The 15906-nt window shown below is 70.4% G+C and carries 13 protein-coding genes; 4 read left to right on the plus strand and 9 right to left on the minus strand.

Features of this window, described 5'->3' with window-relative positions; translation table 11 throughout:
- Nucleotides 1-5 precede the first annotated feature (5 nt).
- Together benC and AB0M51_RS22345 are read left to right on the plus strand one after the other, a co-directional pair.
- Nucleotides 6-2630 (plus strand): benzoate 1,2-dioxygenase electron transfer component BenC, encoded by a 2625-nt coding sequence (benC, locus tag AB0M51_RS22340; RefSeq protein WP_363750200.1) that lies wholly within the window; start codon nucleotides 6-8, stop codon nucleotides 2628-2630.
- A gap of 17 nt (nucleotides 2631-2647) precedes the next feature.
- Nucleotides 2648-5293, plus strand: coding sequence for a LuxR C-terminal-related transcriptional regulator (locus tag AB0M51_RS22345; RefSeq protein ID WP_344195864.1), 2646 nt, complete (start codon nucleotides 2648-2650; stop codon nucleotides 5291-5293).
- On the opposite strand, the gene AB0M51_RS22350 is transcribed toward AB0M51_RS22345, so the two are convergent.
- From AB0M51_RS22350 to AB0M51_RS22385, 8 genes are all read right to left on the minus strand, one after another.
- On the minus strand, nucleotides 5287-5955 hold the full coding sequence (locus AB0M51_RS22350; RefSeq protein WP_344195862.1) for an urease accessory protein UreD: 669 nt from the start codon (nucleotides 5953-5955) through the stop codon (nucleotides 5287-5289). The two genes, AB0M51_RS22345 and AB0M51_RS22350, sit on opposite strands and share 7 nt — an antisense overlap.
- Nucleotides 5939-6640 carry an urease accessory protein UreG gene (ureG, locus tag AB0M51_RS22355; RefSeq protein WP_344195860.1) on the minus strand — a complete coding sequence of 234 codons (702 nt, stop codon included), beginning with the start codon at nucleotides 6638-6640 and terminating at the stop codon, nucleotides 5939-5941. Before ureG ends, AB0M51_RS22350 begins: the two co-directional genes overlap by 17 nt.
- Nucleotides 6633-7283, minus strand: coding sequence for an urease accessory UreF family protein (locus tag AB0M51_RS22360; protein ID WP_344195858.1), 651 nt, complete (start codon nucleotides 7281-7283; stop codon nucleotides 6633-6635). The genes ureG and AB0M51_RS22360 overlap by 8 nt, the downstream gene beginning before the upstream one ends.
- A complete protein-coding gene (locus tag AB0M51_RS22365) occupies nucleotides 7283-8980 on the minus strand; it encodes an urease subunit alpha (protein ID WP_344195856.1) in 1698 nt (565 codons plus the stop codon). Before AB0M51_RS22365 ends, AB0M51_RS22360 begins: the two co-directional genes overlap by 1 nt.
- On the minus strand, nucleotides 8973-9314 hold the full coding sequence (gene ureB / locus AB0M51_RS22370; protein ID WP_344195854.1) for an urease subunit beta: 342 nt from the start codon (nucleotides 9312-9314) through the stop codon (nucleotides 8973-8975). Before ureB ends, AB0M51_RS22365 begins: the two co-directional genes overlap by 8 nt.
- A 9-nt stretch (nucleotides 9315-9323) precedes the next feature.
- Nucleotides 9324-9626, minus strand: a complete 303-nt coding sequence (locus AB0M51_RS22375) for an urease subunit gamma (RefSeq protein WP_344195852.1) — start codon at nucleotides 9624-9626, stop codon at nucleotides 9324-9326.
- Nucleotides 9623-11257, minus strand: a complete 1635-nt coding sequence (locus AB0M51_RS22380; RefSeq protein WP_344195850.1) for a hypothetical protein — start codon at nucleotides 11255-11257, stop codon at nucleotides 9623-9625. The genes AB0M51_RS22375 and AB0M51_RS22380 overlap by 4 nt, the downstream gene beginning before the upstream one ends.
- A 102-nt stretch (nucleotides 11258-11359) precedes the next feature.
- The gene (locus AB0M51_RS22385; protein ID WP_344195848.1) at nucleotides 11360-11743 is read right to left on the minus strand and encodes a MarR family transcriptional regulator; all 384 of its coding nucleotides are present in this window, start codon (nucleotides 11741-11743) and stop codon (nucleotides 11360-11362) included.
- A gap of 101 nt (nucleotides 11744-11844) precedes the next feature.
- Here AB0M51_RS22385 and AB0M51_RS22390 point away from each other — a divergent pair, with 101 nt between their 5' ends.
- Together AB0M51_RS22390 and AB0M51_RS22395 are read left to right on the plus strand one after the other, a co-directional pair.
- Nucleotides 11845-12906, plus strand: a complete 1062-nt coding sequence (locus tag AB0M51_RS22390; RefSeq protein WP_344195845.1) for a substrate-binding domain-containing protein — start codon at nucleotides 11845-11847, stop codon at nucleotides 12904-12906.
- A 34-nt stretch (nucleotides 12907-12940) separates the two neighbouring features.
- On the plus strand, nucleotides 12941-13750 hold the full coding sequence (locus AB0M51_RS22395) for an alpha/beta hydrolase (protein ID WP_344195843.1): 810 nt from the start codon (nucleotides 12941-12943) through the stop codon (nucleotides 13748-13750).
- Here AB0M51_RS22395 and AB0M51_RS22400 read toward each other — a convergent pair.
- Complete coding sequence (locus AB0M51_RS22400) at nucleotides 13737-15851, minus strand: glycoside hydrolase family 2 TIM barrel-domain containing protein (RefSeq protein WP_344195841.1); 2115 nt, start codon at nucleotides 15849-15851, stop codon at nucleotides 13737-13739. The two genes, AB0M51_RS22395 and AB0M51_RS22400, sit on opposite strands and share 14 nt — an antisense overlap.
- Between the last annotated feature and the right edge of the window lie 55 nt (nucleotides 15852-15906).

Here is a 15906-nt window from a genome sequence, read left to right on the forward strand (position 1 = left end):
CTGTCATGAGCCATCAGGTCGCGTTGACCTTCGAGGACGGCGTCACCCGCTTCGTCACCTGTGCCGCGGACCAGACTGTCGCCGACGCCTCGTACCGGTCCCGGATCAACATCCCGCTGGACTGCCGTGACGGTGCGTGCGGGACGTGCAAGGCGTTCTGCGAGTCCGGGACGTACGACGGCGGGAACTACCTCGACGACGCGCTGAGTCCCGGTGAGGCCGGCGCGGGTTATGTGCTGCCGTGCAGCATGCGGCCGACCTCGGACCTGGTACTGCGGATCGCGAGTACGTCGGCGGTGGCGAAAACGCAAGCGGCGACCTACAGCGGGACGATCGCCGGCCTGGAAAGGTTGTCGCCGACAACGATCAGGCTGACGGTGCGGACGCCGGAGCGGGACCGGCTGGCGTTCCTGCCCGGGCAGTACGTGAACCTCGCCGTACCGGGATCGGGGCAGACACGGTCGTACTCGTTCAGCAGCGCGCCGGACGAGAAGGACCTGACCTTCTTGGTCAAGATCAGCCCCGGCGGCCTGATGTCGACGTACCTGACCGAGCGGGCCGTGGCCGGCGAGCCGGTGACGTTCACCGGGCCGTTGGGCAGCTTCTTCCTCCGTGAGACCGAACGTCCGGTCCTGCTGCTTGCCGGAGGCACCGGTCTGGCGCCGATCCTCTCGATCCTGCGCAAGCTCCGCTCCGAGGGGAGCACGCGGCCGGTGCACCTGCTCTACGGCGTCTCGACCGACGACGACCTGGTCGAACTGGACTCACTGGCCGAGCTCGGCGTGGCGCTGCCGTCGTTCACCTGGGACTATTGCGTCTCGTCTCCCGGCAGTGCGGCCCGCAACCAGGGGTACGTCACCGATCACCTGCGTCCCGAGCATCTCCACGACGGGGATGTGGCCGTGTACCTGTGTGGGCCGCCGGCGATGGTCGAGTCGGTCCGTCAGCACTTCACGACGGTCGGGATCACTCCGACGGGGTTCTACTACGAGAAGTTCGCACTGGCGGCGCCTGCCGCTGGGTCCGCTTCGGCCCCGGCCTCGGCGTCGGGTCCGGTGGAGCCGGCCGCCCCGGCCGAACTCGCGACACCGGCCGGTGACGACAGCACCCGGCTGGTCGCCGGGCAGCGACTCTTCGAAGCTCGCCCGCCGGCGGAGCGGGTCGCCGCGGTGCGGCCACGGCCGTCCGACCCGTCGACCGTGCGCAAGGTCGCGGGTCAGCCGGTCTTCGCGGCGTCACTCACCGGCGAGTCCGGCGTACTGAACGAGCCGACCGGCGACCTGGTGATCGCCCGAGCCGGCCGATCGGTCGCCGGGCAGGAACTGTTCCCCGACCGGCCTGTTCAGGAGCCGCCGGACGACGGATACGAGATCGGCGAGGAGCATCCGTCGGTGCAGGAGTCGGATGCCCTGTTCGAGGCCCGGCAGGCGCTGGAGCTCGGCGCCGTCGAGCTGACACTGGGCAGGTTGTCCTCGCAGCAGCTCGCCGGGTATCGACTGCTGGCCGAGTCGACACTGCCTTACGTGCACGGCGATCGCTTCGTCGACGCGGCGGCGTACACCGAGAGCAACGCGGCCTTCCACGACTACCTGTTCACTCTCACAGGCAACGAGCACCTGCTGAAGGCCTACCACGCGCTGGGCGTGAAGGGCCGGATGACCGAGGTACTGCGGAACGCGACCTGGTGTCACCCGCGCTGCGCCTCGGACCACGTCGAGATTGTCGCGGCGTTCGAGGCGGCCGACCGTGACACTGCCCGCCGGCTGGTCGCCGAGCACGCGGATCGCTCGAAGACCACGATGCGCCGGGCGATGGCCGACACCCGGCAACGCCTCCGGCCGCCGCACATCAGCCCGGGAAGGTTCGACGACCTGGTCGTCCTGATCACCGGCGCCGCCCAGGGCATCGGCGCCGCGACCGCTCGCCGGATCAGCGCGGAAGGTGGCGCGGTGGTGCTCGCCGACCGCTCCGACCTGGTGCACGAGCTGGCGGACGAGCTGACAGGTGCCGGCCGTGACGCGCTGGCGACCGTCGCGGATCTCGAGACCTGGCCGGGCGCCGAAGCCGCCGTGGCGGCAGCGGTCACCCGCTTCGGACGCGTCGACGTCGCGATCCACACCGTCGGCGGCACGATCTGGGCGAAACCGTTCTGGCACTACCCGGCCGAGCAGATCGAGGCCGAGATCAACCGCTCGCTGTACCCGGCGCTGTGGTCGTGCCGTGCCGTCGTACCGCACATGATCGAACGTGGCCAGGGCACGATCGTGAACGTCTCGAGCGTCGCCACCCGCGGTCTCAACCGCGTTCCGTACGCGGCGGCGAAGGGCGGGGTCAACGCGATCACGACAGCGCTCGCGACGGAGGCCGCGCCGTACGGCGTCCGCGTGGTCGCGACCGCACCGGGTGGGACCGACGCGCCGCCGCGCCGGATCCCGCGCGGCCCGGCGCCCGAGTCCGCCCAGGAACAGGACTGGTACCGCGCCATCGTCGACCAGACCGTCGAGTCGTCGCTGCTGAAGCGGTACGGAACCGTCGACGAGCAGGCGGCCGCGATCACCTTCCTCGCCTCCCCGGAGGCGTCGTACATCACCGGCACCGTCCTGCCGGTCGCAGGTGGAGACCTCGGATGATCCCCTAGCCTGAGGAGATGACCACCCCGCTCGTCGGCCGCACCGGGTTGCCGGCGGAGCTGCGGGCGCTCGGTGCGCAGGCGTCGGCCGGCGTGCTCGTCGTCGGCGAGCGCTGGAGCGGTCTGACCTCGATCCTCCGGGCCGTCGCGGACCGGTACGCCCGGGCGGTTCCGTGGGAGGCAGGCACGCCGGGAGCAGTACTGCGTCAGCTGCTGACCGCTGTTGCCTGGGGCGACGACCCGGTCGCGGCGGCCGGGCAGCTGATCGACGGCCTCGGTGGCACGCCGACGGTACTGGCGATCGACGACGCGCAGTACGCCGATCCGTTCTCGCTGCAGGTGTTGTCGTCGGCGGTGCGCGGGTTCCGCGACGCGCGTCTGGTCGTGGTCCTCGGGACCTCGGCGCCGGACGGAACGTCGCCGGCAGCGTCCGGAGCGACGTCGGAACTGCTGCTCCGTGAAGCCGAGCATGTCTTCCGGCTCGAGCCACTGACGACAGCAGAGGTGGTCGAACTCGCCGAGTCGCACGGTGTCGCGCTGCCGACGCGCCAGGCCGATCGTTTGCGCGCGCTGACCGGCGGCCGGCCCGGCGCGGTCGCTGCGCTGCTGGACGAGCTGCCTGCCTCGCTCTGGACCCAGGTGGACGCGGAGCTGCCCGCGTCACACGCCGTCACGACCAGGGTTCGAAGTCAGCTGGACGCGTTGCCGAAGGGTTCCCGGCGGCTCGTCGAGGCGGTCGCTGTCCTGGGCGGTCCGGAACCACTGAGCCTGGTCTCGACGCTGGTCGGCGCCGAAGACATCTGGGGCGACGTCGACGCGGCCGAGCGCCTGGCGCTGGTCCGGGTGTCCGGCGCCGAGGGTGCGCGGGTGATCGGGCCGGCCGATCCGATGGTGGCCGCGGCGGTCCGGTCGGAGCTGGGCCGCCGTCGCGCGGTCGGGATTCATCGCTCGGCCGCCGCGCTGGCAAGCGATCCGGCCGCCCGGCTTCGGCACCTCGTCGCGGCTGCCGACGGTCCCGACCCGGTCCTGGCCGCCGACCTGGCCGCGCTCGCGGAGGAGTGTGCGGCGCACGGGGAGTGGGCGAAGGTCGCGTCGCTGCTGACCGCGGCCGGGCGGTTGACCGAGGACCGCCTGCTCCGGGAGGCGCGGCTGACCAGCGCCGTCGACGCGCTGGTCGGCGCGGGCGACGGTCCTGGCGCGCGGGCGCTGATTCCGGAGGTCGAGGCGCTGCGCGAGACTCCGTTGCGGAACGCCGTCCTCGGCTATCTGGCGATTCTGCGCGGCCGGGGCGCCGAGGCGGAGGTCTGGCTGGCGCGGGCCTGGGAACTCGTCAACGCCGACCGGGAACCCGAGGTCGCGGCCGCGATCGCCCAGCGCTACGTCCTGCACTCACTGGCTCGTTGCCACTGGCAAGAGATCGTCCGGTGGGCGGACCGGGCGCTCGAGCTGGCCGATCTGAGCGAGCCGGCCGGGATCGAGGCGGCCGCGATCCGTGGGCTGGGCCTGGCCGCCGGCGGCGAGGCGGAGGCGGCGAGGGCGACGTACATCGGCCTGACCGAGCAGGTGCGGCGCGGTGCGCAGGTCCAGCGGGTGCGGCTCGGGACCGGCTGGCTGCAGTTGGCGCTCGACGAGGTGGAGACCGCCCGGGCCGAACTGGAGAGCGCGGTGCCAACGGGAGTCCTCGGCGGGTCGGCGCGGATCTCGTTGTGGGCCAGCGCCTGGCTCGGCCGGACCCAGTTCCTGCTCGGCGAGTGGGATCGCGCGCTCGAGACCTGCGCGGCGGCCGAGCCGTTGCTCCGCCGGAGCGAGATCGAGCTGGCCGGTCCGATCATGGCGTGGACCGGGGTCCAGATCCATGTCCTGCGCGGCGAGTGGACGGCTGCGCAGACGGCGCTGCGAGACGCCGAGAACGCACCGCAGGACTACGAGGTGATGCGTATCCCCACGTTGCTCGCCCGAGCAGCGTTCGCGGAAGCGCGAGCCGACCACGCCGGCGTAGTCCGGGCGCTGCAGCCGCTGACCGGTCCGCGACTACGTGACGCGGTGTTCGAGCCAGGGTTCTGGCCCTGGGCCGACACCTATGCCACCGCGCTGATCGCCCTCAACCGGTACGACGACGCCGAGACGGTCCTGAGTCCGCACGAGGACCGTGCCATCGCGATGAACCATCGCTCGGCGATCGCCAGGCTCGCGCGGACCCGCGGCCGTCTTCAGGCCGCGGTCGGTGACGTCGACGCGGCCTGGAAGTCGTTCGACCGCGGGCTCGCCGCGCTGGTCGACTCGCCGCTGCGCTTCGATCGTGCCCGGGTCGAGTTCGCCTACGGGCAGGCGCTCCGCCGGGCGGGCAAGCGACGGCAGGCGGCCGCCTATCTGTCCGCGGCCCGTGAGGTCTTCGCGGCCTTGCGCGCCGAAACCTATCTCGCCCGGTGCGATCGTGAACTGAACGCCGGCGCCGCGCGGTCCGCCCGCGGCACGGAGGACCTGACGCCGCAGGAGCAGGCGATCACCGAACTGGTGGCCACCGGCCTGTCCAACCGCGAGGTCGCCGCCCAGCTCTTCCTGTCGACGAAGACCGTCCAGTACCACCTGACCCGCATCTACGCGAAGCTCGGCATCTCCACCCGCGCAGAGCTGGCTGCTCTGTACGGCGCTGCCAGTCAGTGAGCTGCGGGGATCCGATGGTTGAGGGTGCTGAGGTGCTGTTCGTGCACCAGTTGGCGGGCGATGGAGCCGGGGCCTTCGAGTTGCATGGTCTCCGGGGCCGCGGGTAGGCGGAAGCCGAGGGTGGTGACGGTGTCGAGGCAGCGGGCCGTGCCCAGGACTGCCCAGCTGTTGCGGAACTGGAGGTCTTCGGCGAGCAGCGGTTCGTCGTCGAGCCACGCGCGGGTCGTAGTGTGCAGTGCGCCGCCGGTCTCGCCTTGGCGGCCCAGCACGAGGGTCTCGCGGAGGTCGGCCGTGCAGCCGGTGGAGAGGTGCACGGTCGTCGTCCGTCTGACGTCGGCGTCGGCCGACACGACGAACGGTTCGGCGTACCACTGCAGGTTCGCGCCGTCGCGGAGTTCGATCGCGACGTCCCAGCGGGCGCGGCCGCCACGCATGCCGTAGGCAACGGTTCCGGCGATCTCGACGATCTCCAGCCGGACGGCCCCGGAGACGGCGACGTCGATGCGTACCTCGTCACCGGCGAGCAGCAACGCCCCGGCCGCGAGCAACGCGACCCGCACCACACCGGGGCGGCCCGGGAGCTGCCGTGGCGACAGGTGGCCGGTCGACAGCAGGCACCGGTCGCGGATCGGGTCGGCGGTGACCTCAATGCGTGTGGACAATGACCTCGCCGTCCTCGCCGGTGTGGGAGTGCGGCGCCATCGGACCGGGGTCGACGGGCGTGTGGTTCCCGGCGTGTACGGCGTACCGCATCGAGCGGACCCAGTCCGTGAGGCGGGCGACCGAGGCGGGGTCCTTCCGGGACAGCGCGATGACCGGTTTCCCGTCGCGGGCGGCCGTGGCGTCCTTCACCATCTGCTCGACGTCGACCTCGACGTACGGCGCGAGGTCGGTCTTGTTGACGATCAGCAGGTCCGCGCGCGCGATCCCCGGGCCGCCCTTGCGGGCGACGTCGCCGCCTCCGGCCACGTCCAGTACGAAGATCTGCGCGTCGACCAGGGCGGGGGAGAACGTCGCGGTCAGGTTGTCGCCACCGGACTCGACCAGCACCACGTCGAGCGGAGCGAAGTCGCGTTCGAGGTCCTCGACCGCGATCAGGTTCGGGGTGACGTCGTCGCGGATCGCGGTGTGCGGGCAGGCGCCGGTTTCGACGGCGCGGATCCGTTCAGGGTCGAGGACGCCCGCGGCCTTCAGCAGGCGGGCGTCCTCGTCCGTGTAGATGTCGTTGGTGATCACGCCGAGCCGGAGCTCCGCGGAGAGTTCGCGGCAGACGGTGGCGATGAGCGAGCTCTTGCCGGTGCCGACCGGTCCGGCGACGCCGAGGCGGAAGGAGCGGGTGTCAGGCATGGAACAGCCTCATTCTTTCGGTCGCGTGCTGGTGGGCGAACAGGTCGATCAGCGGTGCGCCGTCGGCGGGAACGGTGTCCGGGTCGGTGAGCGGCGCGACGTCCTTGACGAGCCGCTCGATGTCGTCGTGCAGACCGGCCAGCCAGGTCGCCGCGTCCGCCGGATCGACGGGAAGGAGCTTCAGCGAGGCGGAAACGACGGTCTGCACGTCCTCGTACGCGACGACCCGCGCGACCTGCTCCGCGGACAGTCCGTTGACCGCGGCAACCACCCCGAGCACGATCGGCCGCGGCACCTCCCCGTCCGCCGGCAGGAACCGGCCGACCTCGGGCCACACCCGCTGGGCCAGCCGCAACAGCAACCGCCCCTGCCGCCGAGACACCCCGCGCAGCACCTGACTAGACATCCGAGCTGCCCACGCCTGTTCAACAGCCTGCAATTGATCTGTGTTGGAGCGGGCTACCACAGCAACTGCTGCTTCTACTCGGGTGACCGTGTACAGGCGGTCGCGGGCATATTCGGCTACCTGGTTGACCTTCAGGCCCGCGCGGACGGCGGGCTCGAGCCCGCCGGACTGGGTGTGCCCGCCGGTCGGCAGCCGGCCGTCGGCCAGCATCAGCGCGACCACCTCGGATGCGCTCATCAGAACATCGCGTACAGCTGGGCGAGCGGCAGCACCTCCGCGGGCGCCGGCTCGATCAGCTCGCCGTCGACCTGGATCGCGAACGTCTCCGGATCGATGTCGATCGCCGGCAACGCGTCGTTGTTCTTCAGATCCGCCTTCGTGACGTCGCGCGTCGGCCGTACGCCGAGCAGCTGCCGCCGCAACCCCAGCCGCTCCGCGAGCCCGTCCTCCAGCGCCGCCGGCGACACGAACGTGTACGCGACGTCCGCCCCGATCGCGTCCCCGAACGCGGGCCGCATCAGCACCGGCTGCGGCGTCGGGATCGACGCGTTCGGATCGCCGAGCGCCGCCCAGACGATCGCCCCGCCCTTGATCACCAGGTTCGGGCGGACCCCGAAGTACGCCGGATCCCAGAGCGTCAGGTCGGCGAGCTTGCCTTCCTCGACGGATCCGACGATGTGGTCGATACCGTGCGCGACGGCCGGGTTGATCGTGTACTTCGCGACGTACCGCCGAACCCGCTCGTTGTCCGCGACCGTGCCGAGCGCCCCGCGGCGGTGCTTCATCACGTGCGCGACCTGCCAGGTCCGGGTGATCACCTCGCCGATCCGGCCCATCGCCTGCGCGTCCGAGGACGTGACCGAGAGCGCGCCGAGGTCGTGCAGCACGTCCTCGGCGGCGATCGTGGTGGCGCGGATCCGGGACTCGGCGAACGCGAGGTCCTCCGGGACGTCCGGGCTGAGGTGGTGGCAGACCATCAGCATGTCGAGATGCTCGGCGACGGTGTTGACGGTGTGCGGCAGCGTCGGGTTGGTCGAGCCCGGGACGACGTGCGGGTAGGACGCGATCGACAGGATGTCCGGCGCGTGCCCTCCGCCCGCGCCCTCGACGTGGAACGCGTGGATGCCGCGCCCGGCGATCGCGTTCAGCGTCGACTCGACGTACCCGGCCTCGTTCAGGCTGTCCGCGTGCAGGGCGACCTGGAGACCCCACTCGTCCGCGGCGCGCAGAGCGGAGTCGATCGCCGCGGGCGTCGAGCCCCAGTCCTCGTGGACCTTGTATCCGGCGGCACCCGCGAGCGCCTGCTCGGCCAGCGCCTCGGCGCTGACGGTGTTGCCCTTGCCGAGCAGCAGCACGTTCAGCGGTACGGCGTCCAGCGCGCGGTGCATCTTCTCGAGGTGCCAGGCGCCCGGGGTCACCGTGGTGGCCTTCGACCCTTCGCTCGGGCCGGTCCCGCCGCCGACGATCGTGGTGATCCCGGTGGCGAGCGCCTCGTGCAGCTGCGAGGGGGAGAGCAGGTGGACGTGCGAGTCGATCGCGCCCGCGGTCAGGATCCGGCCCTCGCCGGCGATGACGTCGGTGGACGGGCCGATCCGCAGGTCCGGGTGCACGCCGTCCGCGATGTCCGGGTTGCCGGCCCGGCCGAGCGCGACGATCCGCCCGTCCCGGATCCCGACGTCGGCCCGGACGATGCCCCACCAGTCGACCACGAGCACGTTGGTGATCACGGTGTCCGGCGCCCCGTCCGCGCGGGTCGCAGTACCCTGCGCCATCGACTCACGGATCGACTTCCCGCCGCCGAACACCACCTCCTCGCCGCCGACGGTCAGGTCCCGCTCCACCTCGATCCACAGGTCGGTGTCCCCGAGCCGCACCTGGTCGCCGACCGTCGGCCCGTACAACGCGGCGTACGCGGCCCGCGAGATCTCAACCACGGCGCACCGGACCGAGCTCGGCGTCCGCCGTCGTCTTCACCTGGATGCCCGGCACGCGCCGGTTCCCACGCAGCGCGACCAGCGCGACCTCCCGCGAGGCCCCCGGCTCGAACCGCTGCGACGTACCCGACGGGATGTCCAGCCGGAATCCCCGCGCCGCCTCCCGATCGAACTCCAGCGCGGAGTTCGCATCCGGCAGATGCAGATGCGACCCGACCTGGATCGGCCGATCACCCGCGTTCACGATCACCAGCCGCAGACGCTCGTGGTCCGACCGGTCCGCATTCAGCTGAATCGTTCCCGGCCGCACTCGAACTGCTCCTGGAGCATCCATCAGGACTCCTCAGATGATCGGGTTGTGGATGGTGACGAGCTTCCGCCCGTCCGGGAAAGTCGCCTCGACCTGTACGTCGTGGAGGAGTTCGGCGACGCCGGGCATGACCTGGTCGCGGGTGAGGACCGTGCGGCCGGTTTCCATCAGGTCGGCCACCCGGGCGCCTTCCCGGGCGCGTTCGACGACCCAGGTGCTGAGGAGGGCGACGGCCTCGGGATGGTTGAGCAGCACTCCGCGGGCCAGCCGGTCGCGGGCGACCATGCCGGCCACGGAGAGCAGCAGCTTCTCGACGTCGGCGGGGGTGAAGTTCATGACCGCAACGGTAGGACGTGGTCGGCGACCTTGTCCGTGCTGAGGCAGAGGGAACACACCGCGGCGTCGTGGGTTTCGCAGGCGGTCATGTCGGGGCGTTCGTACTCCTGCCGGCACACGTGACACGTCAACACCTCACCACTCGGGTTGCCGTACGAGTCGTACATCGGCAGGTCCAGCCCGTCGTCCACCCGGCGCAGGTAGTACTTCCCGCGGGTGACGACCGCGATCACCGGCGGTAGTACGAGTGCCAGGCCGATCGCGACGAGCGGGGAGTACGGCTTGATCCCGGATCCGAGGCCGCCGAAGAACACCACGATCGACACGCCCGCGGCCAGCGCCATCGAGACGAAGCCGACCGGGTTCACCGCGTACAGCATCCCGCGGCGGAACTCCGGAGCCTTGGGCGACAACCGCAGCAGGTACTTGTTGAACACGATGTCCGAGGCGACCACCACGATCCACGCCATCCCGCAGTTCGCGTAGAACCCGAGGATCGTGTTCAGGAAGTCGAACATGTTCGCCTCCATCAGCACCAGCGCGATCACCAGGTTGAACCCGAGGAACACCAGCCGGCCGGGGTAGTGCCGGGTCAGCCGGGTGTACGAGTTCGTCCAGGCCAGCGAACCGGAGTACGCGTTGGTGACGTTGATCTTCACCTGGCTGATGACCACTAGTACGACGGCCAGCGTCATCGCGAGCCACCCGGGCAGGAAGCCGCGGTAGATCTCCAGGAACTGGTGCACCGGCTGGTTCGCGATCGCCGTACCGCCGTCGACCTGGGCGATGATGTAGACCGCGAGGAACAGGCCGATCACCTGCTTCAGAGCCCCGAAGATCACCCAGCCCGGACCGGCGAGCAGCACGGCGGTCCACCAGCGGCGTGAGTTCTCCGGGGTCTTCGGCGGCATGAACCGGAGGTAGTCGATCTGCTCGGCGATCTGCGCGATCAGCGACAGACACACACCGGCGGCCAGGAGCATCGAGCCGAAGTCGGCGTGCGGGCCGTACGAGAAGAACGTCGACACCGAGGACGGATGCGAGACCAGCAGGTAGCAGAACGGCAGCACCATCAGGATCAGCCACAGCGGCGTCGTCCACACCTGCAGCGTCGACAGCACCTTCATCCCGTAGATCACCAGCGGGAAGATCACCAGCGTGGACACGGCGTACCCGAGCCACAGCGGCACGTGCAGCCCGAGGTGCAGGCCCTGCGCCATGATCGAGCCTTCGAGCGCGAAGAAGATGAACGTGAACGACGCGAAGATCACGTTGGTGACCACCGAGCCGTAGTACCCGAAGCCGCTGCCGCGGGTGATCAGGTCGAGGTCGATGTTGTACCGCGCGGCGTAGTACGCGAGCGGCAGGCCGGTCGCGAAGATCACCACCGCGAAGATCGCGATCCCCCAGAGCGCGTTCGTGGTGCCGTACGAGATCCCGATGTTCGCGCCGATCGCGAAGTCGGCGAGGTACGCGATCCCGCCGAGGGCCGAGACGGCGACGACGCCGGTCGACCACTTCCGGTAGCTGCGCGGCGCGAACCGCAGCGTGTAGTCCTCCAGCGTCTCGCGGGTCGCGGTGGTCGGTGCGGATGAGACAGCACGGTCGTCGAGCGAGGGTTCAACAGTCATGGCGGAACTCCTGCGGCACCTTCGGGCGAGCGGTGCTCCGGCCAGCCGGCGACGCTGCCGGCGGGGGATGCACCCGAATGGAAGGAACCTAGGAACGCCGTGTTACCGCTGTGTTGCCGAGCTGCTACGTTCACGTATTTCCAGCTGGAAGTACTTCGCCAGCTCCGCCTCGAGCTCCCGCTGTACGCCGCTGACCCGCTCGGCGACGGTGCCGCCGACGGGGGAGAGCGCCGCGACGATCCGTCGCTTGTCGTCCGGGTGGATGCGGCGCAGCACCAGCCCGCGCTCGACCAGCTTGTCGACGTGCCGGGTGAGACTCGCGGCCGGCAGTACGGCGGACTCCGCCAGCGCGGACATCGGCCGGCCGGGCTCTGCGCGCAGCGCGGCCATGATCCGCCACTGCTCGATCGTCAGTCCGAACTCGTCGAGCAGCGGCTGCAGCCCGAGCTCGAGTTGTCGCTCGATCCGCTTCAGCAAGAGCAGCACGCCGGCCCCCTTCCAGTTCAGGTGCTGGGAAATATAGCCGCTGCACTCGAACTTCCGCCTCCTGTTCGGTCACACTGAACGGCGACCCGGAGGAGGTGGACGTGCGGCGTACCGACGTACTGCCGATCGCCTTCGTCGTTCCGCGGCAGGGTCCGACCGGCATCTACGGACCGTCCTGCCTGGCCTGCGGGCAGCTCGCCGTGGAGCACCTGAACGCCGCGAACGGGATCGCAGGCCGGCGCGTCGAGCTCGTCCAGGTCGACGCGGGCCGGGCGCCCGAGGTGGTCGCGGAGGAGGTCGGGCGGCTGGTCGACACAGGGCAGGTGGAGGCGGTGGCCGGTTGGCACATCTCCGCCGTACGGGTGGCTCTGACGCGGAGGATCGGCGGGCGAGTGGTGTACGCGTTCGCCGCGATGCACGAGGGCGGCGACGACACGCCCGGAGTGTTCATGCTCGGTGAGCGCCCGGTGAACCAGTTGCTGCCGGCAACGCACTGGTTGCGGGAGCAGCTCGGGGCTCGCCGATGGGTTGTCGTCGGCAACGACTACGTCTATCCCCGGGTGACCGGCTCGGTGGCGCGGGAGGCCTTGCAGGGCACGGGTTCCGAGATCGTGCACTCGGCGTACGTGCCACTCGGTACGTCGGACTTCCGGGACGTGATCGACGGACTGCGGACGACCGAGGCCGACGGTGTGATCATGTTGCTGATGGGCCAGGACGCGGTGCACTTCAACCGCCAGTTCGCCGCCGGCGGCCTGAGCGAGCGGATGCTCCGGCTGAGTCCCGCCGTCGAGGAGAACACGCTGCTCGGCGCCGGACCGGGCGCGAACGACGGCGTGTATGCGGCCGCGGCGTACTTCGACGGGCTGCCGACGGTGGAGAGCAGCGAGTTCGCCCGGGAGTACTACGCCCGCTTCGGGCCGTACGCCCCGGCGCTGAACGCGGTCGGCGAGTCCTGCTACGAGGCGATCCGCTTCCTCGCGCGGCTGGGCGAGATCAGCGGCACGGTCGCGGTGTCGGCGGGGCTGCCGACGGGCCACTTCTACGACAGCCCGCGCGGGCTGCTCCGCCTCGACGGCAACTTGGTCGACCAGGACGTCTACCTGGCGGTCGCGGACGGCCTCGAGTTCCGGATCCAGGAGCGGATCGCGCACCTCGCCTAACCGGTGTGAGCTTTCATTATGGTTAGGTGGAGCCATGGACGAACGCTTCGCATGGGACGGACGATCGATCGCCTGGGAACGGTCCGGCAGCGGGCCGCCGGTGGTCTTCTGCCACGGGACGCCGTTCTCGTCGCGGGTCTGGTCGCGGTACGCCGCCGCGCTGAGCACCGACTTCACCGTGTACCTGTGGGACATGCCCGGGTACGGCGAGTCGTCGAAGGACCCGGCCCATCCGGTGGACTTCGACGCTCAGGCCCGTGCCTTCGCGGCGTTGCTGGAGTACTGGGAGCTGGACCGGCCGCACGTCGTCGCGCACGACTTCGGCGGCGCGGTCTCGTTGCGCGCAACCCTCGTGGAGAAGGCTGCCTACGCGTCGTTGATGCTCGTCGACGTCGTGGCGATCCCGCCGAGCGGGTCGCCGTTCTTCCGGTTCGTGAAGCGGCACCCGGAGACGCTGGGCGAGCTGCCGGCGTACATTCACGAGGCGATCCTGCGGGCATACGTGAGTGCGGCGAGTCATCGCGGGCTGCGGGACGAGGACCTGGTGGAACTGATCGGTCCGTGGTGCACGGACGTCGGGCAGTCGGCCTTCTACCGGCAGATCGCCCAGTACGACGAGGAGTTCCTGGTCACGAACGAGCAGCTGCTGGGGGAGCTGGCTATCCCGGTGCAGGTCGTGTGGGGATGCGACGACGCCTGGATCCCGACCGAGACGGGCCGCCGGCTGGCCGGCCTGATCCGGGGGGCGTCGTACGCCGAGATCCCGGACGCGGGACACCTGATCCAGTACGACGCTCCGGTCGCGCTGGCGAACGCCGTCAGTACCTGGCTCAGACGGCCGTGACGGTGACCGCCGCACTGCCGAGCGCCGAGTGCGTGGCGGTGAGAGTGAGGAGCCCAGGACGGCTCGCGCGCACCCACACCGCGACCGCGCCGCCGTTGGACTCCAGCGGGAACGTCGTTTCGCCGACGAGCTGACCCGGGCCGTCGAGATCGAAGGCAACCGCGCCTGTCGCGGGCAGGAGGTTGCCGTGGGCATCTGTTGCCTGCAGCACCACCCGTGTCAGGTCGGTGCCGTCGGCCACGATTTCGGCGTCGTCGGCAACGAGTTGCAGGTGATCGGGCGTGGAGGAGAAGCTGCGGCTGATCACCAGGTGCCCGGCGACGTACCCGTCGACCCGAAGCTCCCCGGGCCCGGGATGCGTCAGGAAGGACGGCGGGTACGGTAAACCACCGAAACCTTCTGTGTCGGGGAGTACCGTCGCCACCCGCTCGCCGTCGAGGAACACCTCGAGCGCCTCGCAGTTCGAGCAGATCATCAGCTCGTCCGGCGCCGCGTCGTCCCAGTAGAACGCGGGCGCGACGACCGGCCGCCGCGACGGCGCGACCTGTGCCTGGTAGATCGCGGCACCGAGTTTGGGGATCCGGAACGTGTCGGCGACACCGTTGCACTTCAGCCGATGGTCGACCCAGCCGTTCTCGGAGTCGTAGTCGAACGCCTGCCAGGCGACCACCCCGAGATACCGGTCGTCGACGGCCGCTTGGCGGTGCACTTGGGCGTGCAGGAAGGCCTGCCGCGCCTGCACCTCCTGCGGATCGGTCCGCCGGTAGAAGTGCGGCCCGGCCAGTGAGCCGATCGCCTCGGTGACCAGGTACGGGATGCCCGGCAGCGGTTCGAGGAGCGTCGCGCCGGCCTCGTCGTGGGCGTAGTCGTTGTACGCGAACACGTCCTGGTGGAAGTCGTCCGTCGAGTACTCCGACGCCAGCATCGCGCCGCTCGTCGCGCGGTCGGGGTCGAGTGCCTTGGCGGCCTCCTGGGTACGCCGGTACAGGTCTGGGTAGTTCGCCGACTCGTTCACGCGGACGCCCCAGACGACCACCGACGGGCGGTTGCGGTCGCGGCGGATCATCCGCTCGACGTCCGCGACGACCAGCTCCTGCCAGGCGGCGTCGCCGACGTACTGCCAGCCGGGAATTTCCTCGAACACGAGCAGCCCGAGCTCGTCGCAGGCGTCCAGGAACGCGGGGGACTGCGGGTAGTGCGCGCAGCGGACCATCGTGCAGTTCAGCTCGTTGCGGAGGATCTCGGCGTCGCGGCGCTGCACCCGATCCGGCATCGCCATCCCGGTCCACGGGAAGATCTGGTGCCGGTTCAGCCCGAACAGTTCGACCCGCTCGCCGTTGAGGTAGAACCCGTCGACCTCGAAGCGGGCCTCGCGGAACCCGATCCGTACGGTCCGCTCGCTCCCGTTGCCGAGCCGGGCGACCACGTCGTACAGCGTGGGGAAGTCGGGCGACCAGAGCTGTACGTCGAGGTCCCGCAGCGTCAGCCGACTCCCCGATCCGGCAGCGATGGACCGGCCGTCCGCTGTCCGGAGCTCGACGTTCACCTGCTGGGGCTCGCCGTCGAGGCTGCAGGTCACCTCCAGGCGCCGGGCGGCCGGGTCGAGGACGTCGACCGGACGGGCGTACAGGTCCGAGATGAACGTGTCCGGCTCGAACCGGAGGTTGACGGATCGCGAGAGGCCGCCCGGCTGGTAGTAGTCGACGGCGCCGTGCCCGTCCGGGTGCCCGTTCGGCGGGATCGGCAGCCAGCGGGTGTCGAGCACGACGGCGATCAGGTTCCCGCCCGGCCGCACGAGCGACGTCACCTCGTGGGCGTGTGCGAGATACCCACCCTGCTGCGATCCCGCGAGCTGCCCGTTGACGTATACCGAGGCCGCGTGCAAGGCCCCATCGACATCGACGAACACCCGCCGCGCATCATCCGGTACGTCGACCCACCGTCGGTAGCACCACCGGCCCTCCCACGAGTCGGCCTCCCAGTCCCGCCAGGACAGCGGTACGACGGTGTGCGGCAACGTGACCGCCTCGAACCCACTGTCGTCGTACGCCGGTGTCACCGCAGCCTCGTCGGTCAGCCGCCCGAACCGCCACTCGTCCATACCTCGACCCTATCGATGTATTTCTGAGCACCTGTGACGCCTCTGATCGGAGGTG

Source organism: Kribbella sp. NPDC051137 (assembly GCF_040682535.1).
In the GTDB taxonomy this organism is placed as follows: domain Bacteria; phylum Actinomycetota; class Actinomycetes; order Propionibacteriales; family Kribbellaceae; genus Kribbella; species Kribbella karoonensis.